Source organism: Flavobacterium phragmitis (assembly GCF_900112575.1).
In the GTDB taxonomy this organism is placed as follows: Bacteria; Bacteroidota; Bacteroidia; order Flavobacteriales; family Flavobacteriaceae; genus Flavobacterium; species Flavobacterium phragmitis.
In genome coordinates this window covers 455,793-481,221 of the sequence record NZ_FOMH01000003.1, presented here as the reverse complement: position 1 = coordinate 481,221, position 25,429 = coordinate 455,793, and the positions used below count along the sequence as shown (strand labels likewise).

Below are 25,429 nucleotides of genomic sequence, written 5' to 3'. Positions count from 1 at the left end.
ATTGATTTAAAAGTATTACTTAAGAATAATTAAAAGACTATTTTCGTTGTAAATATTTTGCCATACTTCTGCTTTGAAAAGTTCATGATGAAAATTTTACAAGAATTATCACATATTCGAATGTCCCGTTATTTCAAACTTTTGTTTGTGTGCTGGGATGTAATTTTATTAAATGTATCAATACTCCTTTCTTCTTTAGCAAAATACGGTAGTATTGAGGAAGTGTTTTTAAAAGAAGAAAAAACAGTTTCGCTAGTTGCTAATTTGATATGGATAGGTTTACTTCTGAATAAAGATTCTTATAGAATGGTTCGTATTGAACGTATCGAATCCATCGTAAGTCGTACTATTCGTAAACTTCTCATTCATGCATCTTTAATAGCAATCATTGTTGTCTTTTTAAATTTTGCAGATATTTCAAGACTTAGGTTGTTATACTTCTATTTATTCTTTTTTGGAATATTACTTATTTCTCGTTATATCTCTATGAAAATTTTGAAAGAAATAAGAGCAAAAGGATATAATTTCAAAAAATTCGTTGTGGTAGGAGCCAATGAAACAGGCGAAAAAATGCGTAAAATATTGGCTAAAAATTTGACTTACGGATATAAATTTCTGGGTTTCTTTGATGAAAAAAATGAAGAATTAGAAGAAATGTATGTTCCGTTTTTAGGAGGATTTGATAAGGTTCAGGAATTTATAGTCAAAGAAAAAGTAGATGAACTTTATGTTGCACTTCATATTGATAATGTTGAAACAATCAATAAGCTAATAAAAATATGTGAGCAAAATTTAGTTAGGATAAAATTTATTCCTGATTTTCAATTGTATACGAAATCTAACAAAGTTGAGATTTCATTTTATGAAAATACACCAGTATTAATGTTGCGTCAGGAGCCTTTAGAATTAGCAATCAACAGATTGGTTAAAAAAATGTTTGATGTTTGTTTTTCTTCACTGGTTATTTTAACAATCTTTCCATGGTTATTTCCCTTAGTTACTGTAATTATCAAAATAGAATCGCCCGGACCTGTATTTTTTAAGCAGAAACGTTCTGGACGTGATAACAGACCTTTTACCTGTTTAAAATTTCGAAGTATGTATCTTAATGATCTGGCTCACGATAAACAGGCAGGGAAAGGAGATAGCCGTATAACGAAATTCGGAGCTTTTATACGTAAAACCAGTATAGACGAGCTTCCACAGTTTTTTAATGTTCTTTTTGGAAATATGTCTGTTGTTGGACCACGACCTCATATGATTAATCTTGCAAAAGAATATGGTGAATTAATTGACAATTATTCAGTCCGCCATTATGCCAAACCAGGAATTACAGGATGGGCACAAGTCAATGGTTACCGCGGAGAGACTAAAAAACTTGAAGACATGGAAAACAGAGTAGACTGTGATATTTGGTACATCGAAAATTGGAGTCTCTTGTTGGATATAAAAATTATTATTAGAACAATTATGAATATTGTCAAAGGAGAAGAAAATGCTTATTGATAATTATTCAAATCTGAAAAATTGATTATTCTTAATGATTTCCTTTAAAGCAGGAATTTGATCTGTTTTTACTTTTTGTTCAAAACATTCAATGTGTTTATTATGATGAACGTCTGTTCCTACAAAATCATACATTCCTTTCTTTAATAGATGTTCTGCTGTTTGGGTAATTTCTTTTCCATAATAGCCGACCATTGCTAATAAATTCAGCTGAAATTTACATCCTGCATTTTTGATTTTATCGTATTCGCTCAAATTTTTATTATAAAATAGATATCTTTCCGGATGAGCTAAAACTGGAATATATCCTGCAACTTGTATATCAAATAATATTTTGTACAACTGTACAGGAGCATTTATGTACGACATTTCTACCAGTACATAATTATCTTTTAAAGTAAGAAGTTTTTCTGTTTTGAGGTGATTTTCAAACCAATCATCCATGAAATATTCTGCTGCAGTTTTAAACGGAAGGCGAAAGTTTTCTTCTTTTAGTAGAGATTGAGTTTCATCATATTTCTGAATAATCCTCTGCTCAGAATTATTCCATATATAATGACTTATATGTGGTGTTGTGATGAATTGCGAAATTCCAAGCTTTTGAAAGGATTTTATAAGCTTTTTTGTTTTTTCAATGTCTTTTGCACCATCATCTATTCCAGGTAGTAAATGCGAATGAATATCGACATAATCACTTCCTAAAAGGTCTTTCAAAAAAGGTTTTGATTTAAAGAATGTAAACATGGGGCAAATACGTGTAACTCAAATTTATAAACTGCAAAATTAATGCAGAATTTCTAATAAGTCGTTTTAGAATTATGTTATATTTGATTTTTAGTAGAAAAGTAAAAAATTATGAAAATAAAAGAGAATTTGTTTAATCAAAGAATTATTTCGATTGATGCTTTACGCGGAATTACGATTTTTGTAATGATTTTTGTAAACGAATTGGCAAGTATTCAACATGTGCCACAATGGATGAGACATATGCCAGCCGATGCCGATGCTATGACTTTTGTTGATTTAGTTTTTCCTGCTTTTTTATTTATTGTCGGAATGTCTGTTCCTTTTGCTTTTAACGCCAGACTGATAAAAGGTGACAGCACCAAAACTATTTGGACTCATACTTTAAAAAGAGCTTTAGCACTTATTATTATCGGTGTTTATATGGTCAATGCCGAATATGGTTTTGATGCTTCTAAAATGATAATTGCTCCAGCTCTTTGGGGACTTTTGGCCTATGCAATGCCAATCCCAATCTGGAATAAATACCCAAAAGATTTTCCTCTTTGGTTAAAAAATGTATTGCAATACGGAGGGATTTTGGTTCTCATCACGCTATACTTTTTGTACATACAAGATACCGGTGAAAGAGGAATGACTCCAAAATGGTGGGGAATTCTCGGTTTAATTGGTTGGGCGTATCTTTTTACGGTTATCTATTATTGGCTGGTCTCTGGAAATTTATGGGCTATGATTGGATTTTTAATTTTTTGTGTGGTAATGAATGCGTTAAATCTGACTGAAAATTCGTTTGTTCAAAATACATCTTGGTTAAGTTTTATTGCTGGTCATCTTACACATGGCGCTTTGGTTTCAGCTGGAGTTGTAATCTCACTGCTCTTTTTTGATCGAAAGATTGAAAATAAAATCAACTGGCCTGTAATTGTTTTTATTCTATTGTTTTTCGCTGTTGGATTTGGTTTGAGGCCTTTATTTGGAATTTCAAAAATACAAGGAACTCCATCGTGGACAATGATTTCTGCCGGAATCTGTACCATATTGTTTTACTTTTTGTATTGGCTGATGGAAGTTAAAAAACAAACCAAATGGAGTGAATTTTTTATGCCCGCAGCAGCAAATCCGCTTTTAATTTATATTTTACCGGGTGTGATTTATTATTTCTGTAAAGCAATTAACATACACATTATTCCAGGATATTTTAGGGTAGGTGTTCCAGGGATTATCTGGTCTTTGGTATTCTCTACAATTATGCTTTTCGTAATGAAAATCTTAAACAGATATAAAATTCAGTTGCATTTATAGTTTCTGAATTTTTGGAGTGATTTTTTACCGCAAAGAGCGCAAAGAGTTTTCGCAAAGAGCGCAAAGTTTTTTTAGGTGAGTTTTGCAAACTTCGAAGTTCGCAAAGCTTTGTGTAGAAAAAGCTTTGTGAACTTTTATATTTTTAAATATTATTATCAAAATTCTTTGCGCTCTTTGCGGTAAAAAAAATTGACTGCATTTGAAGCTAATTTATGATAACTGATTTAATCTTCAACACCGATCCGGAATTTGGATTATAATTCACAAAATTGAACTTACATAAATTGTGAATATTCAAAAGTTTTCCATTTGGAAGTTCGTCCTGTTTAAAATCCGACCATGGAATTTTTATAGTTTTAAATTGATCTGGAGAAGCCGGAAGACTAACTCTTGGATGTGAACCTCCATGTACGCAAGCTGTTCCTTCTGAATTTCCTTCTCTCGCTTGTAGTTTTATAATTTGAGAAGACTGATAAGTGATTTCGACAAATTTTGATTCATTCGGAAGATTAGTCGGAATCCCATCATTTATTTCTGATGGAGTAATCATAACATTTAGTTCGATTTCTCCTTTCGGATTATCTTCAGAAGTTACCGTAATTATTCCGTTTTTTAATCGAACGGCATTTATCGTTTCTTCACTTTCTTTTGAAGGGCCAGCGATAAACCATTTGTTAGATTTTACAAGATTTTCTGTTTTTTCCTGAGCTATCGCTGAAAAGCAAATAAAACTAAAAACTAATAGGTAAAGTGATAATTGACGCATAAGACTTTGTAAAAATCAGATTATTGGAAACTCAAATGTAGTTTTTTTGAATCATTTAAAATTCGTTTTTATTCAGCTAAAATTTTAAACATAATTATAAATTAAAAATTCTAAATTTGTAAAAGATGGTTTGTAAAATGTTGTGAGTGAGTAATTTAAAAATCATATATGTATTCTGTTTTTGTTTAATAAGCTCGTTTTGTAACGCTCAAAGCGATAGTCTGACTGTGGGAAATCAGGATATATTAGATGTTATTCACAAAATCTTTGATAAAAACGATACGATCAAAAAAGATAAGCAAAAAAAGCTGGCTTTCTCATTGCTTCCGGTTCCTGTTGATGTAAATTCCAGTACAGGTTTGGTAGTTTCCTTTTTGACTACTTTTTACTTGGGTGAAGATCACGAAAAGACCAAAATGTCTCAGGTTACTTTTTCGCCTTATTTTAGTTTTACCAAACAATACGTATTTCCTGTTCAGTCTTACGTTTATACAAGCGAAAATAAATGGAATTTTATTGGAGATTATCGCTATATGATTTATCCACAGGATACTTACGGGTTGGGAGAACATGATTCTAAAGACAAAATGTCAACGCTCGATTATCAGCAGTGGCGTTTTTATCAATTTGTAACCAGAAAAATTGTTGGGAATTATCGGTTGGGAATGGGATTTCTTTTAGATAATTATCAAAATATTTCGGAGCAATCTTATATAGAAGAGCAGACCGATTATAATCAATATATGAAAGGAGATTATTCAGACGAAACTTCTTTTGGATTCGCGATTCAGGGTTTGTATGATTCACGGGAAAATATCATCAACCCAAAACAAGGATTATACATTGAGGCCGATTTACGAATGAATACCAGTGGAGTAGAGGTGATAAATGGCAATCCTTATATATAGATGCCAGAAAATATCATTCTTTCAGTAAAACCAAACACAGAGTTTGGGCTTCAAGAGCTTTTTATTGGTCAACCTTTGGCGGAAAACCGCATTATTTGGATTTACCAAGTATTGGTTGGGATCGTGACGGAAAAACAGGACGTGGTTTTACCAAAAACAGATATCGAAGTAATGCCTTGGTTTATTTTGAAACCGAATATCGAACAGATATCAGTAGAAATGGTTTTTGGGGAGCAGTGTTTTTTACTAATATTTCTTCAGTTTCAAAATTGGATACTTACGAATTTAAAAAATGGAATCCTGCTATCGGAACCGGAATTCGCATAAAATGGAACAAACGTAACGGTAGTAATCTGGCACTTGATTACGGAATTAGTAAAAACGATTGGTCACTTCGCTTGGGGTTATCAGAAAATTTCTAACTTTCGGCCAAAATCTACAAGATCAAGTATTCATGCAATTATCGATTATTATTCTCAATTATAATGTGCGTTATTTTCTGGAACAATGCGTTTTGAGCGTTCAGGAAGCAATCACGACGATTGATGCAGAAATTATTGTGGTAGATAATAAGTCATCAGACGAAAGTGTTTTGATGATGAAAGAGAAATTTCCAGACGTAAAACTGATTCAAAACCAAGAAAATTTTGGTTTTCCGAAGGGGAATAATATAGGTTTTCGTCAAGCGAATGGGAAGTACATTTGTATCTTAAATCCCGATACTGTTGTTGCAGAAGATACATTTACTAAAATTCTGGCTTTCGCCGAAAGGCAAAACAATCTCGGAATTATTGGTTGTAAATTAATTGACGGAACAGGAGAATTTCTGCCCGAAAGTAAAAGAGGAATTCCGACTCCATGGGTGGCTTTTACAAAGATTTTTAGTTTGTATAAAATATTTCCTAAGACAAAACTTTTCAATCAATATTACGCCCAGCATTTAAATGAAAACGAAACCGGAAAAGTCGATATTCTGGTTGGGGCTTTTATGTTCTTAGAAAAAAAACTATATGAAGATTTAGATGGTTTTGACGAAAACTGCTTTATGTACGCAGATGATATCGATTTGTCTTACCGTGCGTTGCTATTGGAAAAAACTAATTTCTATTTTCATGAAACAACAGTCCTCCATTATAAGGGAGAAAGTACAGTGAAAGACGAAAAATATATGAAACGTTTTCAGGAAGCTATGAATTTCTTTTATCAAAAGCATTTTAAGAAATCCGGGTTTTTTAGTCTTTTTATTCAGATTGGTACTTTTTTGTTTTCTATTGCGAAAATGTTTCAGGGAAAACGAAAGGATAATCGATTGCCAGAAAGCTATTTTTTTTACTCCGAAAATGAGAATTTCACTAAAAAACTGGCTTCGATTTTGGAAAATAAAGTTAGTTTTTTAGAATTCAAAGAGGAAAAAATGGTAAATTCGTGCCTGATTTTAAAGGGTAAAAAGGCAGAGATCATTTTGGATAATCACTATATTTCATTCAAAAAATGTATCGAAATCATAGAAACTCTTAAAGATAAGAAGGTTACTTTTAAAATATTTCCCAAAAAAACGGGTTTTATTATTGGAAGTAATTCCAGAAATGACAGAGGGCAAATTATAAAATTGAGTAAAAAATTATATTAAGTGTAATTTATGTTTAAAATATTCATTAATTTCGCAATCTGAAAATCAAAAACATCTTTTAGATTAACAATATGGCAAGATTTGAATTAAAGCTTCCGAAAATGGGAGAAAGTGTCGCTGAAGCAACCATTACAAACTGGTTGAAAGAAGTTGGAGACAAAATTGAAGCTGATGAAGCTGTACTCGAAATTGCAACCGATAAAGTTGACAGTGAGGTGCCTAGCGAAGTATCAGGGATTTTAGTTGAGCAGTTGTTTGGAAAAGATGATTTGGTGCAAGTAGGGCAGACTATTGCTATTATTGAAACTGAAGGTGGTGAAACGGTAGTTACAGAAACGATTTCAGTAGAAGAAACTGTTGCACCAGCAGAAGCAGTTGAACTTGAAAAAACAATTGAAACAGTAAAAGAAACTGTAGCAGGTACAGATTTTTCAAGTTCGGATAAATTCTTTTCTCCATTAGTAAAAAATATCGCAAAAGAAGAAAATGTGACTTTGAATGAACTTGAAAATATTGCAGGTTCAGGAAAAGATGGACGAGTGACTAAAGAAGATATTTTAAAATATATAGAAGATCGCAAATCTGGAGCAGTACAAGCGCCAAAAGCAATTGAAGAAGCTCCTAAAGTAATTGCGGAAACTCCAAAAACTGAAGCTCCTAAAGCAGTTGAGCCAGTTGCTCAAAAAAGCCAGCAGGCAGTTCCGGTTTCTGTAAATGGTGCTGACGAAATTGTTGAAATGGACAGAATGCGTAAACTGATTTCGGGTTATATGACTGCTTCAGTTCAGACTTCGGCTCACGTTCAGTCGTTTATTGAAGTAGATGTAACAAACATTGTGAAATGGAGAGATAAAGTAAAAACAGCTTTCGAAAAGAGAGAAGGTGAGAAATTGACTTTTACCCCAATTATGATGGAAGCGGTTGCAAAAGCCTTAAAAGATTTTCCTGGAATGAATATTTCTGTTGATGGAGATTATATCATCAAAAAGAAAAATATCAATTTAGGAATGGCAGCAGCATTACCAAACGGAAATTTAATTGTTCCTGTGATTAAAAATGCCGATCAATTGAATTTGGTTGGAATGGCAAAAGCGGTTAACGATTTAGGAAACCGTGCAAAAGCTGGAAAACTAAAACCAGACGATACACAAGGCGGAACTTACACGGTGACAAATGTTGGTACTTTTGGAAGTGTTTTCGGAACGCCAATTATCAATCAACCTCAAGTTGGAATCTTGGCTCTTGGAGCAATTCGTAAAGTTCCTGCTGTTATTGAAACTCCAGAAGGAGATTTTATTGGAATTCGTCAGAAAATGTTCTTGTCTCATTCTTATGACCATAGAGTGGTAGATGGAGCATTGGGAGGAAGTTTTGTGAAAAGAGTGGCAGAGTATTTAGAAGCTTTTGATGTAGATCGAGATTTCTAAAATCAATTATAAGAAATGTTTCAAATCCGATTAGTTTATAACTAATCGGATTTTTTTGTGTTTTGTAAGAAAAGCGTTAAGTGGTAATGCTTTAAGTTGTTATTGACCTATTTCTTAAAAGTTAAAATCGTTAAATGAAAGCTTTTTTCGACAAAAAAAAACGAGAATAAAGGGAGATATTCGGCTTTAAAAATTACATTTGTAAACTTATAAAAATTAGAAATGGAATTAAAACTTAACAAGCCAATTTGCTTTTTTGATCTCGAAACAACGGGAATTGACATCGGTAAAGATAGAATCGTAGAAATTTCAATATTTAAAGTTTTTCCTAACGGAAATAAAGAAAGTAAAACCTGGCTGGTTAATCCAACAATTCCAATTCCTCCTCAGACTACAGCGGTTCACGGCATTACTGATGAAAAAGTAGCTAACGAACCAACCTTTGCAGAATTAGCGCCTCATATTCATAATATGATTAAAGACAGCGATTTGGGTGGCTTTAACTCCGATCGTTTTGATATCCCACTTTTGGCAGAAGAATTGCTTCGTGCAGGAGTTGATTTTGATATGAAAAACAAAGTTTCTGTAGATGTGCAGACTATTTTTCATAAAATGGAAGAGCGAACTCTAAGTGCAGCTTTGAAATTTTATTGTGGAAAAAGTTTAGATAATGCCCATTCAGCTGAAGCTGATACTATGGCGACTTATGAAATTCTGAAAGCACAGTTGGATCGTTATCCAGAATTGGAAAATGATATGAAAGCATTATCTGAATTTACAACTCGTAAAAAGATTGCAGATTTTGCCGGAATGATTGCTTTTGATAAAGATGACGAAGAAATTTTTACTTTTGGAAAGCACAAAGGAGCGAAAGTGGAGAAAGTTTTAGAATCAGAACCAGGTTATTTCAGCTGGATTCAAAATGCTGATTTTCCTTTGTATACCAAAAAAGTTTTGACAGCAATTAAATTGAGAAAATTAAATACGAAATAAGTTGTCAGTCGCAGTCTCAGTTTTCAGTTTTAACTGGGACTATTTCTGTATTTAGTAAACTGCGACTGAAAACTGCGACTGAAAACTAAAAAGAATGAAGATTATCTGTGTCGGCAGGAATTATGCCAATCATATAGAAGAATTAAAGAACGAACGTCCAAGTGAGCCGGTAGTTTTTATGAAACCCGATTCGGCGGTTTTGTTGAAGCAGCATCCGTTTGTGATTCCGGAGTTTTCTGAAGATGTTCATCATGAAATAGAAATTATTGTAAAAATCAATAAAGTTGGAAAATACATTGAGCCTAAATTTGCTCATAAATATTATGACGAAATAAGTGTTGGAATCGATTTTACGGCAAGAGATTTACAAAGTAAATTAAAAGAAAAAGGGCTTCCGTGGGAAAAAGCCAAAGCGTTTGATGGTTCGGCGGTTATTGGTGATTTTTTGCCAAAAACTAACTTTGTTTCTATGGAAAACCTTAATTTTGAATTGAAAACAAATGGTGAAACGGTTCAAAAAGGGAATTCGGAAATGATGCTTTGGAAGATTGATGAATTGATTTCGCATGTGTCTCAGTTTTTTACCTTAAAAATTGGAGATATTATTTTTACAGGAACGCCTGCTGGTGTTTCGGCTGTAAAACCAAATGATGTTTTAGAGGGCTTTTTAGAAGATAAAAAATTATTCAGAATACAAGTAAAATAATGGCTTTAAAATACAACCTTTCGAAAGTGTACGCACTTTCAGATAACGATCCTGAATTTGTAAATCAAATTTTAACTTTGTTTGTTACGGAAGTTCCGGAAGATTTAAAACAAATTAAAGAAGGAATTAAGAAGAAGGATCATAAATATGCCTACTCCTATGCTCATAAAATAAAGCCTACTTTGGATTTAATGGGATTAAATGTAGCTTTTGAAGAAATTCTTCAAGTAGAGGCTTGGACCAAAGCAGAAGGCAAGAAAAAAGATATTATTGAAACTTTTAAAAGTATAAAAGTGCAAGTTAAAGAAGCAATCAAAGAAATTAAAAAAGACTTTGATTTGTAAAATACAAATGGAACCCAATTCTTGTTTTGAAAAGGATTGGGTTTTGTTTTCTAATTTTGAAGGTGCTATTTCTGTAAAAAAAAAAAACAGATTCAAGGATTTTCTTCGTAATAAAAACCTGTTTGAATCAGGTAAAACTTTCCTTAAATAAATATGAAAGCAGCAATCATAACAATTGGAGATGAAATTCTAATTGGTCAAATCGTAGATACAAATTCAGCTTTTATTGCTAAATCATTAGATAGAATTGGAGTTGAGGTAGCAGAAATGCTGTCTATAAGCGATGATAAAAAGCATATTTTAGACACTTTTGCTCAGTTGCAGAATAAAGTGGATGTTGTCATAGTTACGGGTGGACTTGGTCCAACTAAAGATGATGTAACGAAGAAAACGTTCTGTGAATACTTTGATGATGAATTGGTTGTCAATCCAGAAGTTTTGGAGCATGTTACGCAATTGATCGAAGGTTTTTACAAAAGACCGATTTCGCAGTTAAATAAAGACCAAGCCTTAGTGCCGTCAACTTGTACTGTGCTGCCAAATAAAGTAGGGACAGCGCCAGGCATGTGGATGAAGAAAGAAAACACTGTTTTTATTTCGCTTCCGGGAGTTCCTTATGAAATGAAATATCTAGTTGAAGAAGAAATTATTCCGAAAATAGTTAAAGAATATAAACGTCCATACATTATTCATAAAACCATTCTGACTTATGGTCAGGGAGAGAGTTTAGTGGCGGAACGTATTGAGCAATGGGAAAATAACCTACCGGAGTTTATAAAATTAGCTTATCTGCCAAATCCGGGCCGTGTTCGTTTAAGATTAACGGCAAGAGGAACTGATAAAGAAGTTTTAGAAACAGCGATCGAAGAAAATGTACGTTCGTTGGATTTGATAATTCATGATATAATTGTGGGTTATGAAGAAAATGAAACGCTAGAGACTGTAGTTGGTAAATTTTTGACAAAGCAAAATAAAACAGTTTCTACAGCTGAAAGTTTTACTGGCGGAAGAGTCGCGTCTTTATTGTCTGCTGTGCCCGGAGCGTCAGCTTATTTTAAAGGAAGCGTAGTCTCTTATGCGACTGAAGCAAAAATAAACGTGCTTGGAGTTCCAAAAGAGTTGGTAGACAAACATTCAGTGGTAAGTGCAGAAGTTGCGTCGTCTATGGCCTTGAATGTGAAAAACTTACTGCAGACTGACTATGGTATAGCCACAACTGGTAACGCAGGCCCGTCAAAAGGCGATTCTGATGCGGAAATTGGCACCGTTTTTATCGCTTTGGCGACCCCAAAAGAGGTAATTGTAGAAGAATTTAACTTCGGACAACCTCGTGAAAAAGTGGTAGATAGGGCAACAGTTAAGAGTTTAGAAATATTGCAGAAAGAAATTTTAAAATTTGTGCAATAATTTTTTGCTACAATGGTTTATTTTTCTTTTCTTTGCACCCTGATTTTGAATAACGATAAAAGATAAGTATAATGTCAAGAGTTTGTGACCTTACAGGTAAAAGAGCGATGGTAGGAAATAACGTTTCTCACGCTATGAACAAAACTAAGAGAAAGTTTTCTGTAAACTTAGTTAAAAAGCGTTTTTATCTTCCAGAAGAAGATAGATGGATTACTCTTAGAGTAGCAGCATCTACGATAAAAACAATTAATAAAAATGGAATCACTGCAGTTTTGAAAAAAGCGCAGTCAGAAGGATTTATCAAATAATCTTTTCCTAAATAAATATATAGCAAGATGGCAAAGAAAGGTAATAGAATCCAAGTAATTTTAGAATGTACTGAGCACAAAACTTCTGGTGTTCCAGGAACTTCTAGATATATTACAACTAAGAACAAAAAAAATACTCCAGATAGATTAGAGATTAAAAAATTTAATCCAATCTTAAAAAGAGTAACTGTTCACAAAGAAATTAAGTAATAATTAGAGATTTTGATAAAATCTCAAATGGTTTTTCATTTGAAGATTTATTGAATTTCAAAACATTTGAATCATGGCAAAGAAAACCGTAGCATCGTTACAAACATCTTCTAAGAGATTATCAAAAGCCATCAAAATGGTAAAATCTCCTAAAACTGGTGCATATACATTCGTAGAATCTATTATGGCTCCTGAAGAAGTTGATGAATTCTTGAAAAAGAAATAATTACAATTACATTATATAGAAAAGCTACTTTCTTTCGGAAGTAGCTTTTTTATTACCTATATTTGTCTAAAAATTTAAAGAATCGTAACAATTGGGCTTTTTTCGAAAGACAATTGCACTTTCTTTAAAGATTTGGATTTCTTGGCTGAAAATCTAGAAATCTAATAAATCTAATAATCTACAAAAAATGAGTTTTTTTAAAAAATTATTCTCTACCGAAAAAAAAGAGACTTTAGACAAAGGTCTTGAAAAAACAAAAACTACTTTTTTCTCGAAGTTAAGCAAAGCTGTTGCCGGAAAATCTAAAGTCGATGATGATGTTTTAGATGATCTGGAAGAAGTTCTTGTAGGCTCAGATGTTGGAGTTAATACGACATTAAAAATCATTGAAAGAATTGAAAAACGTGTTGCCGAAGATAAATATTTAGGAACAGATGAATTAAACCAGATTCTAAGAGATGAAATTGGGGCTTTGTTATCTGAAACAAATACAGGTGAAGCGACAGAGTTTGAAGTTCCAAAAGATAAGAAACCTTACGTCTTAATGGTTGTTGGAGTTAATGGAGTAGGAAAAACAACAACAATTGGAAAATTAGCTTATCAGTTTAAAAAAGCAGGTCATAAGGTAGTTTTAGGTGCGGCAGATACTTTCCGCGCGGCAGCAATTGATCAATTGCAAGTTTGGGCAGATCGTGTTGGGGTGTCAATTGTAAGACAAAATATGGGAAGTGATCCAGCTTCTGTTGCTTTTGATACATTACAGTCGGCAGTTGCACAAAATGCAGATGTTGTGATTATTGATACTGCTGGACGTCTTCATAATAAAATCAATTTGATGAACGAGCTTTCAAAAGTAAAACGTGTAATGCAGAAAGTAGTTGCTGATGCGCCACACGATGTACTTTTGGTTTTGGACGGTTCTACTGGACAAAATGCTTTTGAACAGGCAAAACAATTTACAGCTGCGACAGAAGTTACTTCGTTAGCTGTAACTAAATTGGACGGAACAGCAAAAGGTGGAGTGGTTATTGGTATCTCGGACCAGTTTCAAATTCCAGTTAAATATATTGGTGTTGGCGAAGGAATTGAGGATTTACAAGTCTTTAATAAATATGAATTCGTTGATAGTTTCTTTAAATAAAAAATAATGAGTTTTGAATCTTTGAAAAACATATCTGCTGTTGCGTTTTATTTTGCAAGCGTGATATGTTTTGTTTTGGCAAATGTGCTAAAAGATAATAATCTTTCGGTTTACTATATTTTGATGGTTGCTGGAATTATCTTGTTCTTTTTAGGAGTTCTTAAAAGAACAAATGCGAATAAAAAATAATTGATTTAGTGCGCTTTTAACTAATATGAAATACGGTATTTTCATTCTGTTGTTCAGTTTGTGCGGTTGCATAAACAAACGAGACAATGAAAATACTGTAAAAAATCAAAAGGTTCTAGTGATACAGCCTTTGGGGGATTTTGAACCCAAACAATCTCAAAAAGTCCTTACCGAAATAAAAACAATAAATCCTAATGTTGTTTTAAGGCAGAATATAGACTTTCCTGAAAATTCATTTTACAAACCGCGTAATATATATCGAGCAGATAGTATTATTAAGAATCTTAAAAATAATATCGGCAGTGATTCTGTTATTGTAGGTTTGTCACATCTTGATATTAGTGCAACAAAAAATAATATCAAAGACTGGGGTGTAATGGGTTTAGGTTATATGCCTGGAAAAGCCTGCTTTGTTTCCGATTTTAGATTATCTAAAAAGCATAGAAATAGCCAGTTTTATAAATTGGTTTTGCATGAATTAGGTCATACAGCAGGTTTACCGCATTGCAAAATTAAAACTTGTTTAATGCGCGATGCTGGAGGCGGAAACCCACTGAATGAAGAAAAGGATTTTTGTAAAAGCTGTAAAAGTTTTTTAAAAAATAAAGGATGGCAGTTGATTTAAACTGCAATTCGAAATTTATTGATATAAAGCATTAATTTTCTCCCACAACGTTTTGTCAAAATCAGATAGGGCAAGATTTACATTGTCAGCTGCATCTCCCATTCTGATTACTACCATGTTTTTGCTTGGCACGACATAAATCTTTTGGTCATTTTTTCCTAAAGCCATAAACATATCACTAGGTCCAGTCGGAATTACACTTCCTTGAAAGGTTAACTGCGATTGTGGCAAATGATAATTGGCTTTACCGTTTAACCACCATAAATATCCGTAACCTAAATTAATATTTTGTGAAGTATTGGTTGCTTCGTTAAAAAAGGCTTCGTTTAAAATTATGTTATTTTCCCATTTTCCTTTGTTGAGCATTAATAAGCCAAATCTAGCCATACTTCTTGTTGTACTTGCATAGACACTATTTACGCCAAGTGGTATCCAAGTACCATCCATGCCGATTTTGTCTCTTAACCTGGTATTGAAATAGTTCTGCCAAGTTTGTCCACTGGCTTTGGCAACTACATCTTGCAGTTTTACATAAACATTGTGATAAGCCCATCGAGTTCCAGCATCAGCCTTATAGATTAAATCTTCTGGGTCTACATCGTCAGTAGAATCATCAAGACCAGATGTCATGGTTAAAAGATGTTTACAGGTTATTAGATTTTCTTTGGCAAGAGTTTCGCTAGTCCAGCCTGTTCCTAAGTATTGAGAAACTTTATTGTTTATATTTAAAAGTTCTTCTTGTTGAGCAATTCCAGTTACTGTTGAAGTTAAAGTTTTTCCGGCACTTGCCCAATACCAGTTCGTAGAAGCGGTGTGATTATTAAAGTAATTTTCTAGAACAATTCTTCCGTTTACTAAAATCATAAAGGATTTGGAGTGTTTGAGTTCTAGATAATCTAAAAGTGGCTGTACAGCATTTTGATTCCATTTTAGCTCTGTGATTGATTTTGTTTCCCAAGTTGTTCCTGTTAGAGGAGGGAAATACATGTTCTCTGAAGGAGTTGCATCAGGTTCTGTTGAATCTTTACTGCAGCTTATAAATAATAAGGCTGTCAATAATCCGTAAATAGTTTTGGTCATGTCTTTTTGTTTTTGGTTTTGGGGTTTGACCAAAAATATGCAAAATAGTTTAATGTGTTTTGTGATTTTTTGTTTCTTTTGATGATTATAAGCTTACCTTTGTAGTCCGAGAAAAATCTTTTGAAAACTGATGCCCTAGCCCTGATGGAAGTGGCATCTCCCGATTTAGAAAAAACAAGGCTTTTTTAGCCGTAGTTTTTGTTTATCGGGAATACAGCGGACAGCAGGTTTCAGATCCTTATAAAAATTTGAGTACTTATGAAAAACACTTTTATGACTTTGGTTTTATCGCTTTTGTTTGTAAGCTGTAAACAAGATGTAAAACCTGAAGATATTGCTAACTTAAACGGTTATTGGGAAATTGAAAAAGTAGTTTTTGACAAGGGAGAAGAGAAGGACTATAAGATGAATGAAACTTTTGATTTTTTTCAAATTAAAGATAATAAAGGCATTCGAACGAAAGTAATGCCACAGTTTGATGGCACATTTTTAACTACGGATACTTTTGAAAATGTGTCGGTTCGTTTTGCGGGAGAACATGTTTACTTGGATTATAAAACAGATTATACGAAATGGAGCGAAGAAATCATCTCGCTTTCGGATAAAGAATTAGTGGTTAAAAATCCACAAAAAATAGAATATCATTATAAAAAAGCAGCACCAATTAATCTATTAAACGATGGCGAAAAGACTAAATAGCGAATCTACAATTAGTGCTGTTTTACAGCAGATTATCCAAGTGAATAAGTTACAGGCCGGAATGGATCAAATTGATGTTCGCGACGCCTGGAAAAATCTTATGGGAAGTGGTGTGAATACTTACACGAAAAACGTTATTCTTAAAGGCAGTACTTTGTATGTTGAATTAGGTTCGGCTGTTTTACGGGAAGAATTAAGCCACGGAAAATCCAAAATCGTTAAAATGATTAATGAAGAATTGAGACGTGATGTCGTGAAGGATGTTGTGCTTCGCTAATTTTAGATTTTAGATTTTTCGATATAAAAAAATCCATTCGCACAACGAATGGATTTTTTTATTTTTATGTTTAAGCTCAGCAATCTAAAAGCTGAACTCTAAAATCATAAATTAAAACTGCTCTCTTCCAGCAAAGTGGAATGCACTTTCGATAGCAGCATTTTCGTCGCTGTCGGATCCGTGAACTGCATTTTCTCCAATTGAAGTAGCGTATGCTTTACGAATAGTTCCTTCAGCAGCTTCAGCCGGGTTTGTAGCTCCAATTAAAGTTCTGAAATCTTCTACTGCGTTATCTTTTTCTAAAATAGCGGCAACAATTGGTCCGCGAGACATAAATTCAACTAATTCTCCGTAGAAAGGCCTTTCTGCGTGAACTGCGTAGAACGCTTTAGCATCAGCTACAGTTAATTGAGTTAATTTTAATGAAACGATTTTGAAACCACCATTAGTAATCATTGCTAAGATGTTCCCGATGTGTCCGTTTGCAACAGCATCTGGTTTAATCATTGTAAAAGTTCTATTTGTTGCCATTTTGTATTTTATTAAATTTTGTGCAAAAGTATACTTTTTTTATCAATTGATTTTAATAAATTCATAATTAAAAGTCGTTAGGAACGATGTTTTGGGCAAGAAATGTTTTTTTTAAACCATTTTTGTAGAGGTGTACTGCAGTGTATCTAACAGGATGCACCGAATCATAATAAAAAAGACGCACTGCGGTGCGTCTCTACAATGATGGTGAAGCAAATTTAGACTTTGAATATCAATTTGTTTCTATAGAAAATCCAAAGGATAAAAGTCCAGATAGCTACATAGGTCAACGCGCCCGCTAAAGAAGCTGTCATTGGATTGCTAAAAAATGGTGCAATTCCAAAACGATACAAATAATCTAATAGATTAGTCTGTTCTTCGGGATTTTGAGGATTTTGGAATCGGATCATGGTTAATGCCTGCGGAATAATCTGTGACGCAAAAAACACAATCATTGGATTGACTCCCCAAATAACAAACAGTTTGAATCCTTTTTTATATTCGGCTATATCAATGATGTAATACAATGCCGTTAGACATACAGTTGCAAGACCAGTTGTATACAAAACATAACTGCTCGTCCAGATTGATTTGTTTATTGGGAAAACTAAATCCCACATTAAACCGAAAAAAATAAATCCGACACCAATCATTCCCATTCTTTGTGCTTTGTTGATTTTAGTTGCGCCGAGGAGTAAAATTTGTCCAATGAATAAACCGATAATTCCGTTTACAATAGACGGAATTGTGCTTAATATTCCTTCGGGATCCCAGGTTTTGGTTTCGTGATACATATGTCCTTTTAGTAAAACGCTGTCAACCCAAGCCGCTAAATTGGTTCCTCTTTCTAAATTGGCTTCTCCAAATCCCGGAACTGGAATTATGGTCATAACTGCCCAATAACCAAAAAGTAAAACGAATCCTGTAATTAATTGTGTTTTTCGAGAGGTTTTTAAATACAAAAGAGAAACTACAAAATAAACAACGGCAATACGCTGTAGAACTCCTGGAAGCCTTACATCTTGATAATTTTCAAAGTCTCCATAAGCTAAAATGAGATACAATGCTAATATGCCAAAAGCAAAAATGTTTTTTAATTTTGTGTTGAAACTTCCCATCAAGGCATAACCAACAGCAAAAGTGATTACTAATCTGCCGATAAGAAGCGGAATTCCTTCGAGTCCAAACAGTTGAATTTTACCAAAGAAATTAAAAAATATCCCAAGACAGAGCATTCTTAAGGAACGAATCAGGATTTTGTTGAATGTTTTCTCGTCATAAGTTTTGTCCGGCATTGCCAGCGGAACTGCAACTCCCATTATAAAAACAAAAAAAGGAAATACAAGATCGGTTGGTGTGCAGCCGTTCCAATGTGCGTGTAAAAGTGGTGGATAAACATTGCCCCAGTCTCCGGGATTGTTTACAATTGTCATCAATAGAATAGTCAGTCCGCGAAAGACATCAAGCGAAATTAGGCGTTCTCTTACCATTTGGTTAGTTCGTTAATAGGTTATAAAATATAATTCTATTTGGTTTGAGAGAAGCAATACTTTCGGAAATGAGCTGGTTATTTGTTCCTAAACTATTACTTTGAATTTCTAAAGATAATTATTTTAGATGATTATGATATCAAAATTATGTTCTAAAGGTTTTAATTTTTGAATTAAAAGTGGAATTAACTGATCGCCTTTTTCTAAATAAAATTCGGAAAAATTAGTCTGGCGCTCCTGAAGACTATAGTTAGGAAACAGTTCGCACTGCAAATCATTAACACGCTGTAATTGATCCTGAAGTTTTCTTTTTTGCGCTTTTAATAAACGTTTTTCTAAATTTTCTAATCCTTTTTTCTGTTTTATTTCCTGTGCTTTTACGGCTCCAGAAAATGATTTGTCGGTCTTCTCAGCCAATTCAAAAAGATAGTTGAATTGTTTTTCAAGTGCTTCTTTCTGCTCTGTCAAATCAATTGGAAACGGAGAAAGTTTATGTGTAATAGCATTAATCAGAGTTTCTGATTTGCTAAATAAATCTTTCCAGCTTAACCCTAAATTATCCGCTTTTTTAGCCTGTTTTTCAGTTGCTAAAAGAACAGAGTTTCGTACTAATAAGATTGGGAAAGTAATCTTTACAGCTTCGAAAAATGCTTTTAGTTCTAACCAATACGCGATTTCTCCGCCTCCGCCAATGTAACAAAGGTTAGGAAGGATAATTTCCTGATACAGCGGACGCATGATTACGTTTGGACTGAATTTTTCAGGACTGCTTTCCAATAATTTTAGAATTTCTTCTTTTGAAAATGCAATTTTGGTATTGTTGACTAAATATTTATCGTTTTCAAAAATGATTCTTTCACGCAGTTTATCTTCGATATAAAACAAATTGATTTCTCTTGGATTTACCTGAACAGTATAATCTGAAAGTTGTTCAATTGATTTTTGTACCGCTTTAAATGAAGTTTGATTTTCTAATTCTTCTTTTACAAACGGAATAAAGGCACGTTTTAAATTGACATCGTCTGCATCTATAATGACTAAACCATAATTAGAGAAAAGAGCGTTTGCTAAATAACGAGTAGCATCGGCTAATTTTTCATGTTTTAAGTACGCATCTTCAAATAGCTTTTTCAGTGCGTTGGCATTCGTGCTTGAGCCTAATTCTTTAGAATAGATTTCAAATAAATCTTCCAATCCAGTAGTAGATAATCTTCCAACTGGGCCTGTACTTTCAGCATTCCAACGGATTTTTTTTCCTTTAAAATTGAAATAATTAATTTCTTCAAAATCATGATCTTCCGTTGCCATCCAATAAACAGGAACGAAATTGTAAGAAGGATATTTAGATTTTAATTCTTTGGTTAAATTAATTGCAGAAATGATTTTATACAAAAAATACAACGGCCCGCTGAATAAATTTAGCTGATGTCCGGTTGTAATGGTAAAAGTATTTTCGAGTGCTAAAAGCGAAATATTTTGTTTCGTCGAATCTGAAATTTCAATATTTTGGTATTGTTTTTCCAAGGTTTTAACCAATGGGATTCGGTTGTTGTGATCAAAATTAGCTGTTTTTTCAGCAATTTGTTTTTCGAAATTTTCTAAGGTTGGAAAATTATTGTACAGCGGTTTTAATTCTTCTTTTTGATCTAAGTAATCTTGCATTAGTTTAGAAAAATAACCAGAAGATTGAAAGCTGATACAGTCGGTAGGCATAATTTTAAATTTATTTTTGACAGCTGTAAATTTAATGAAAATATACAGTTAAAAACGTTTTTAACGAATGCTTAAGATTTGATTTTTCATTTTTATTTTAAAGTTCCCTGAATCAGGTTTTTGAAAATCGATAAGTAATTAGTTTGTTAAAATATAAAACACATGAATTTTGTTAAAAAATTGAAAGTGTTTTGAAACTAATCCTCTTAAATGTAAATTATTAATAATGAAACTATATTTTTGTAATCAAAAAAAAGTTATATCAATTTTACATGAAAACGAACCCGAATAAAAAGAACTCCTTAAAACATGTTCTTTTTGGAAGCCTTATTGGCACAACAATCGAATTTTTTGATTTTTATATTTATGCCAATGCAGCGGTGTTGGTTTTTCCACAGTTATTTTTTCCTAGTTCAGATTCGACAATGGCAACATTGGAGTCTTTAGCAACATTTTCAATTGCATTTTTGTCTCGTCCTTTGGGTTCTGCTTTTTTTGGACATTATGGAGATAAAATTGGTCGAAAATTTACTTTAGTTGCCGCTTTATTAACTATGGGAATTTCTACAGTTACGATTGGTTTTCTGCCAAGTTATGAAAGTATTGGAGTTGCAGCACCTTTATTGTTAATGCTTTGCAGATTTGGACAAGGTGTTGGTTTAGGAGGCGAGTGGGGAGGAGCTGTTTTATTGGCTATAGAAAATGCTCCACCAAATAAACGCGCTTGGTACGGAATGTTTCCGCAACTAGGAGCGCCAATTGGATTACTGCTTTCGGGAGGAACTTTTTTGCTTTTAACCGATTCGATGAGCAATGAAGATTTTATGAATTACGGTTGGAGAATTCCATTTATTGCTAGTGCTTTGTTGGTAATCGTTGGTTTTTACATCAGAACAAAAATTACAGAGACACCTTCTTTCGAAAATTCTAAAAAAGAGCAGGAAGAAGTTAAAGTTCCTTTTCTGGAATTAGTAAAATCATATAAGAACCAATTGATTTTTGGAACTTTTGCAGCGATCACAACTTTCTTGGTTTTCTATTTGATGACTGTATTTACCTTAAGCTGGGCAACTTCAGATTTAGGTATCGTGAAAAGAGATGGATTGTTGATTCAGTTATTTTCTGTATTGTTTTTTGCGCTTTTTATTCCAGTTTCTGCGGTGGTGGCAGATAAAATTGGGCGCCGTAAAATGCTTATTCTGGCTACAGCTGCAATTGCTGTTTTCGGATTTTTCTTTTCTTATTTCTTAAGTGTCGGAAACATAGCATTAGTTACGATTTTTGCTTGTATCGGAATGTCTTTAATGGGATTTACTTATGGTCCGTTAGGTACTTTTTTATCAGAGTTATTTCCAACAAATGTTCGTTATTCTGGAGCATCATTAACTTTTAATATGGCTGGGATTTTGGGAGCAGCTTTTGCACCAATGATTGCCATTTGGTTAGCCAAGACATATGATGTGAGTTATGTGGGCTATTATTTGGTAACAGCTGCTTTTATTTCTTTGATTTCATTTATAGTAATTAGTAAAGATGAACATAAGTTTTAAAAGTTAATATCTTAAAAAATAAAAGTCCGGAATCCTTATTAAGAATTGCGGACTTTGTGTTTTATATTATCTCTTCAAACTGAAATGGCCTCTAAATTCTGTACCATTTAATCTTTTGACAATAAACCAATAATCTGATGCGGGTTCCAGATGACCAAGGTAAGTTCCGTCCCAAGAAGTGTCTGGACGTAATTCTTTAATAAATTTCCCATAACGGTCAAAAATTCTAATACCGCTGTTTGGGGCTAAATAAGCAAAATCAATCGTCCAAGTATCATTATGACCATCATTATTCGGAGTAAAGAATTTTGGGTATGGAAGTTCCTCAACAAAATGGATACAATCGCTAGTTGTTGCTTCTAAAATATTTATGGTAACAGGAATTCTATCGCTTTCACATTTATTGATAGTTTGAGTGGCATAATAAGTAATTCCGTTTTCAAGAGGTGTTGATTCTGAAATAGAAATATTTGAAGAAATATTTTCGTACCATTTGATGTTATTGCCCGAAACTTTAATGTCACTAATTTTTGCATTTTTTTGAATACAAAATATTTGTGGAGAATCTGCAATAGGAATTTGAGTGTCTTGGATTTTAACGTTTACTTCAAATCTTTCACTTTCGCAACTGTTTACAGTCTGCGTAGCGTAATAAATTGCAGTTTGTAACAAAGTTGTTTCAGGTAAAATATTTCCAGCTGTTGAAGTATCATACCACTTAATATTAGTTCCAGTTATGTTTAAATTTTCTAAAGTGGCAATTTCATCAATACAAAATTGCTGGTTGTTATTTCCAGTGGGTAAAGGAGTATCGTAAACATGAACCAAAATTGGCGTTCTGTCACTTTCGCATCCAACAGTTTGAGATGCATAATAGATTCTGTTGTTTTCTAATAAGGTAGTATTTGGTAATGCTGATGCAGACATCATGGTATCAAACCATTTGACATTTTGTCCCGTTATGTGAATGTCATTAAGAGTTTTGTTTTCTTTTTTACAAAAAGATTGCTCTGGATTTCCAGATGGAACAGAAGGAGTATTTACTATTGAAACCGTAACTCCAAATCTTGGACTTTCGCAACCGTTTTCTGTTTGAGATGAGTAATACGTTTTACCGTTTTCTAGATTTGTTGTTTCTGCTAATAAATTTCCATTTGTTAGTGCATCGTACCATTTTATTGAATTTCCAGTAATTTCCAAGTTGGATATTGTTGGGTTTTGTCCCGTGCAAAATTGTTGATTTGCGATTGTAGTTGGAGTATTAGTTTCATTAACTAAAACTGTTATTTTTTTTGTCTTTTCACATTCAGCTACCCCACCAATTAAACATATATATTCGCCACTGTTTATTGATTTGGCATTGATTATAATTGGATTTTGTTCTGTTGATGTGAATCCGTTTGGTCCAGTCCAAAAATAATTTGTTCCACCAGATGACTTTAGTTCCAAAGTACTTCCTGTACAAACAGGGGAATTACTTTCGAGCTCAGGAACCGTAGTTGAATTATTTTCTTGAAATTTCATCAAAAAATAATTTTCTGTACCTAAAAGGTTCTGCTGATATGATGTATTATCTGTAATTCCGTTTTTTAAATAAGTAATTCCGCTAATGAATATGGAATTGTTTCCTAAGGCAATTTTAGTTTTTCGAAATGTACTTGTTCCCCCAATATAGGTTCCCCAAATAAGTTCGCCATCTTTTGAAAATTTACCAATGTATCCTTCCGAAGATTCATTATTTGGTTTGTAAGAACAAGGAGTTGTTAATTTAGTACTATAAGAACGATTATTTGTAGCTCCAATATATAAAGAGTTATTTCTAAAAAAGAGAGAATAAGGAAGAGCTTCACCTAAGTAAGATCCCCAAATCCTTTTTCCGTTACTACTTAGTTTTACTAAAAAACCTTTATATAGAGAAAGAATGTTAGAGCTTTCAAAGCTTCCTGGTGTTGTTATATTGTTGTTACTTGCTGTTTCTCCTCCTAGATAAATGTTGTCTTCATCATCAACTGCGATAGTATAAATATAATCAACCTGTTCTCCTCCGTAGTACGATGACCAAATTCGATCTCCATTTAGAGAAAATTTATACACGATTCCGTCTGAATGATTATTAACATCATGGTGTTCCTGAAAAACTCCTGACGAAGCAATATTATTGTAACTAAGGGAATATCCACCCGTAATAAAGTAATTGTTTTTAACCACTATATTTTGGAGTTCATCCCAATTTTCTCCTCCTACATAAGTACTCCAAACAATGTCTCCATTAGTATTGAATTTTGAAATAAAACCATCAAAATCATTATTCCATTGCGTCTGAAAATTGTTATTAATCGAAATATTTGATTTGCTTTTAGTTCTGCCAACAACATAGATGTTATTATTCAAATCCACATCCAGGGCATATGCGGCATCTATATTTTCTCCCCCCAAATAGGTTCCCCAAATCCTTACACCCGAAGTGTTAAATTTAGCTAAAAATGCATCGTAGTCTCCGCTTATGTTAGATTTGAATGCTCCAGAAGTACTAATATTTGTATCTCCTTGAGTAATTCCAGAAATAACTAGGTTTTGTTGAGAATCTATTTTTATATCAGTAATTTGATTAAAATTTTTACCTCCATAGTAAGTTCCCCATAAGCGATTTCCATCTGGACTAAATTTTGCAATTATTCCATTTGTTGAGGTATATATTGAAGGAGGAATTGTTAATTGATGTGCGCCAGAGCTCGCAAAGGAAGAATTAAAGGCTGATGTAGCGCCAGTTAGATATGAGTTTCCTAAATTATCAGCAATTAAACTAGTGGTTTCAAGTATGTAATAATTATTAGTTTTATCTCCGTACAAAGTTCCCCATAGTTTAATAGGTACAGGATCAATTACAACAGTTTTTCCACTTAAAAAATTGGCCGAACGAAATCCATAAACATCTTTTTTTATTTTTTTATACCCAACAATAATCTCTTTTTTATGCCCTTTTTCTTCAATCCAGCTTGCAGGAAGCGTTTCCTCCATCTTTCCAAAACGAACATTCATTTGGATTTTGTTATTCACTAAATTCGTTTCTGCACCATTAAATTTTAACTGGATATCCGAGATATTTCCTTTTGGATGAATTACAAAATTATACTCGACGGTCTTTTGTGGATCATCAGGAATTGTAAAAACAACATCAATATTTGGGTATATGTTTTTATAAGTAATTTGTTTGTATTGATAAACTCCGGTAATTCCTTCAGGTTTATTTGGAATATTATAATAGTTGTCAAAATCAGTTGATTTCTGTTCGGTAATTAATTCAACTTTTGGATTGGAGTTTAGAAAATCAATGTCTATTCGATGAAAAACATATTCTAAATTAAATTCTTCTTTTCTTTCCTTTTCTTTTTGAGTTAAATAAGGAAGTGTTTTTGCAGTTCTTAAACCAAGAATTGGAGTTTTTTTTACTTCATAAACATCATAAGAAAAGCCATTTGTTTTGAGTTGGACATTTAAACCGTTCGCGTTTAATAAATATTTAACAGCTGTGTTTAATTTTCCATTTTGATCTACAATTTGTCCTTTGTTTTCTTTAAAACCAATAGATTGATTTTTATTTTGAGAGAATAATGCAACTGTAACTAGTAGAAAAAGAAAAAGTAATTTTTGTTTCAT

General features: G+C 33.0%; 26 protein-coding genes. 19 read left to right on the top strand and 7 right to left on the bottom strand.

The annotated features are described in order from the left end of the window. The first annotated feature begins 84 nt into the window (after positions 1-84). Positions 85-1,506, top strand: a complete 1,422-nt coding sequence (locus tag BM289_RS07655) for an undecaprenyl-phosphate glucose phosphotransferase (protein ID WP_244165338.1) — start codon at positions 85-87, stop codon at positions 1,504-1,506. Between the two features lie 3 nt (positions 1,507-1,509). On the opposite strand, the gene BM289_RS07650 is transcribed toward BM289_RS07655, so the two are convergent. Then, positions 1,510-2,250, bottom strand: coding sequence for a tyrosine-protein phosphatase (locus tag BM289_RS07650; RefSeq protein WP_091492180.1), 741 nt, complete (start codon positions 2,248-2,250; stop codon positions 1,510-1,512). Between the two features lie 111 nt (positions 2,251-2,361). Here BM289_RS07650 and BM289_RS07645 point away from each other — a divergent pair, with 111 nt between their 5' ends. Continuing rightward, a complete protein-coding gene (locus BM289_RS07645; protein WP_091492178.1) occupies positions 2,362-3,552 on the top strand; it encodes a DUF5009 domain-containing protein in 1,191 nt (396 codons plus the stop codon). Positions 3,553-3,757: 205 nt separating this feature from the next. Here the strand turns inward: BM289_RS07645 and BM289_RS07640 are convergent, their stop codons facing one another. Continuing rightward, entirely contained in the window at positions 3,758-4,318 is a 561-nt protein-coding gene (locus BM289_RS07640; RefSeq protein WP_208610239.1) for a hypothetical protein, read from the bottom strand. 227 nt (positions 4,319-4,545) lie between these two features. Between BM289_RS07640 and BM289_RS25630 the strand changes: the two genes are divergently transcribed. The 14 genes from BM289_RS25630 (at position 4,546) to BM289_RS07575 (ending at position 14,432) form a co-directional block, all read left to right on the top strand. Continuing rightward, the gene (locus tag BM289_RS25630; RefSeq protein WP_244165337.1) at positions 4,546-5,226 is read left to right on the top strand and encodes a hypothetical protein; all 681 of its coding nucleotides are present in this window, start codon (positions 4,546-4,548) and stop codon (positions 5,224-5,226) included. Between the two features lie 95 nt (positions 5,227-5,321). Continuing rightward, positions 5,322-5,648 (top strand): hypothetical protein, encoded by a 327-nt coding sequence (locus tag BM289_RS25625; RefSeq protein ID WP_244165336.1) that lies wholly within the window; start codon positions 5,322-5,324, stop codon positions 5,646-5,648. A gap of 32 nt (positions 5,649-5,680) precedes the next feature. Next, on the top strand, positions 5,681-6,856 hold the full coding sequence (locus BM289_RS07630; RefSeq protein WP_091492177.1) for a glycosyltransferase family 2 protein: 1,176 nt from the start codon (positions 5,681-5,683) through the stop codon (positions 6,854-6,856). A gap of 71 nt (positions 6,857-6,927) precedes the next feature. Then, the gene (locus BM289_RS07625; RefSeq protein WP_091492175.1) at positions 6,928-8,283 is read left to right on the top strand and encodes a dihydrolipoamide acetyltransferase family protein; all 1,356 of its coding nucleotides are present in this window, start codon (positions 6,928-6,930) and stop codon (positions 8,281-8,283) included. 222 nt (positions 8,284-8,505) lie between these two features. Continuing rightward, positions 8,506-9,276: a 3'-5' exonuclease gene (locus BM289_RS07620; RefSeq protein WP_091492174.1), complete on the top strand. Its 771-nt coding sequence runs from the start codon at positions 8,506-8,508 to the stop codon at positions 9,274-9,276. A 94-nt stretch (positions 9,277-9,370) separates the two neighbouring features. Continuing rightward, positions 9,371-9,982 (top strand): fumarylacetoacetate hydrolase family protein, encoded by a 612-nt coding sequence (locus tag BM289_RS07615; protein WP_091492172.1) that lies wholly within the window; start codon positions 9,371-9,373, stop codon positions 9,980-9,982. Next, positions 9,982-10,326 carry an Hpt domain-containing protein gene (locus tag BM289_RS07610; protein WP_008468078.1) on the top strand — a complete coding sequence of 115 codons (345 nt, stop codon included), beginning with the start codon at positions 9,982-9,984 and terminating at the stop codon, positions 10,324-10,326. The genes BM289_RS07615 and BM289_RS07610 overlap by 1 nt, the downstream gene beginning before the upstream one ends. Positions 10,327-10,479: 153 nt before the next feature. Further along, positions 10,480-11,733 carry a competence/damage-inducible protein A gene (locus BM289_RS07605; protein ID WP_091492171.1) on the top strand — a complete coding sequence of 418 codons (1,254 nt, stop codon included), beginning with the start codon at positions 10,480-10,482 and terminating at the stop codon, positions 11,731-11,733. Positions 11,734-11,804: 71 nt separating this feature from the next. Further along, positions 11,805-12,041: a 50S ribosomal protein L28 gene (gene rpmB / locus BM289_RS07600; protein WP_008468080.1), complete on the top strand. Its 237-nt coding sequence runs from the start codon at positions 11,805-11,807 to the stop codon at positions 12,039-12,041. Positions 12,042-12,068: 27 nt separating this feature from the next. Beyond that, the gene (rpmG, locus tag BM289_RS07595) at positions 12,069-12,251 is read left to right on the top strand and encodes a 50S ribosomal protein L33 (RefSeq protein ID WP_008253902.1); all 183 of its coding nucleotides are present in this window, start codon (positions 12,069-12,071) and stop codon (positions 12,249-12,251) included. A gap of 73 nt (positions 12,252-12,324) precedes the next feature. Next, positions 12,325-12,477, top strand: a complete 153-nt coding sequence (locus BM289_RS07590; RefSeq protein WP_008468081.1) for a DUF4295 domain-containing protein — start codon at positions 12,325-12,327, stop codon at positions 12,475-12,477. A 187-nt stretch (positions 12,478-12,664) separates the two neighbouring features. Continuing rightward, entirely contained in the window at positions 12,665-13,618 is a 954-nt protein-coding gene (gene ftsY / locus BM289_RS07585) for a signal recognition particle-docking protein FtsY (RefSeq protein ID WP_091492169.1), read from the top strand. Between the two features lie 6 nt (positions 13,619-13,624). Then, positions 13,625-13,807, top strand: coding sequence for a hypothetical protein (locus BM289_RS07580; RefSeq protein WP_091492167.1), 183 nt, complete (start codon positions 13,625-13,627; stop codon positions 13,805-13,807). Positions 13,808-13,832: 25 nt separating this feature from the next. After that, positions 13,833-14,432, top strand: coding sequence for a Zn-dependent protease (locus BM289_RS07575; RefSeq protein ID WP_091492166.1), 600 nt, complete (start codon positions 13,833-13,835; stop codon positions 14,430-14,432). A 15-nt stretch (positions 14,433-14,447) separates the two neighbouring features. Here the strand turns inward: BM289_RS07575 and BM289_RS07570 are convergent, their stop codons facing one another. Beyond that, entirely contained in the window at positions 14,448-15,512 is a 1,065-nt protein-coding gene (locus tag BM289_RS07570) for a serine hydrolase domain-containing protein (RefSeq protein ID WP_091492164.1), read from the bottom strand. A gap of 258 nt (positions 15,513-15,770) precedes the next feature. Here BM289_RS07570 and BM289_RS07565 point away from each other — a divergent pair, with 258 nt between their 5' ends. After that, positions 15,771-16,211 (top strand): lipocalin family protein, encoded by a 441-nt coding sequence (locus BM289_RS07565; protein ID WP_091492163.1) that lies wholly within the window; start codon positions 15,771-15,773, stop codon positions 16,209-16,211. Continuing rightward, a complete protein-coding gene (locus BM289_RS07560) occupies positions 16,192-16,488 on the top strand; it encodes a DciA family protein (protein ID WP_091492161.1) in 297 nt (98 codons plus the stop codon). The genes BM289_RS07565 and BM289_RS07560 overlap by 20 nt, the downstream gene beginning before the upstream one ends. Positions 16,489-16,599: 111 nt before the next feature. Here the strand turns inward: BM289_RS07560 and BM289_RS07555 are convergent, their stop codons facing one another. The 3 genes from BM289_RS07555 to bshC all read right to left on the bottom strand — a co-directional run bounded on the left by BM289_RS07555 (position 16,600) and on the right by bshC (position 20,222). After that, a complete protein-coding gene (locus tag BM289_RS07555; protein WP_012026941.1) occupies positions 16,600-17,019 on the bottom strand; it encodes a nucleoside-diphosphate kinase in 420 nt (139 codons plus the stop codon). Positions 17,020-17,237: 218 nt separating this feature from the next. Continuing rightward, complete coding sequence (locus BM289_RS07550) at positions 17,238-18,509, bottom strand: acyltransferase family protein (protein WP_091492160.1); 1,272 nt, start codon at positions 18,507-18,509, stop codon at positions 17,238-17,240. Positions 18,510-18,632: 123 nt separating this feature from the next. Further along, positions 18,633-20,222 carry a bacillithiol biosynthesis cysteine-adding enzyme BshC gene (bshC, locus tag BM289_RS07545; protein ID WP_091492158.1) on the bottom strand — a complete coding sequence of 530 codons (1,590 nt, stop codon included), beginning with the start codon at positions 20,220-20,222 and terminating at the stop codon, positions 18,633-18,635. 272 nt (positions 20,223-20,494) lie between these two features. On the opposite strand from bshC, the gene BM289_RS07540 reads away from it, so the two are divergent. Continuing rightward, entirely contained in the window at positions 20,495-21,772 is a 1,278-nt protein-coding gene (locus tag BM289_RS07540; protein ID WP_091492157.1) for an MFS transporter, read from the top strand. A gap of 66 nt (positions 21,773-21,838) precedes the next feature. Here BM289_RS07540 and BM289_RS07535 read toward each other — a convergent pair whose 3' ends face one another. Next, complete coding sequence (locus BM289_RS07535) at positions 21,839-25,429, bottom strand: DUF7948 domain-containing protein (RefSeq protein WP_091492155.1); 3,591 nt, start codon at positions 25,427-25,429, stop codon at positions 21,839-21,841.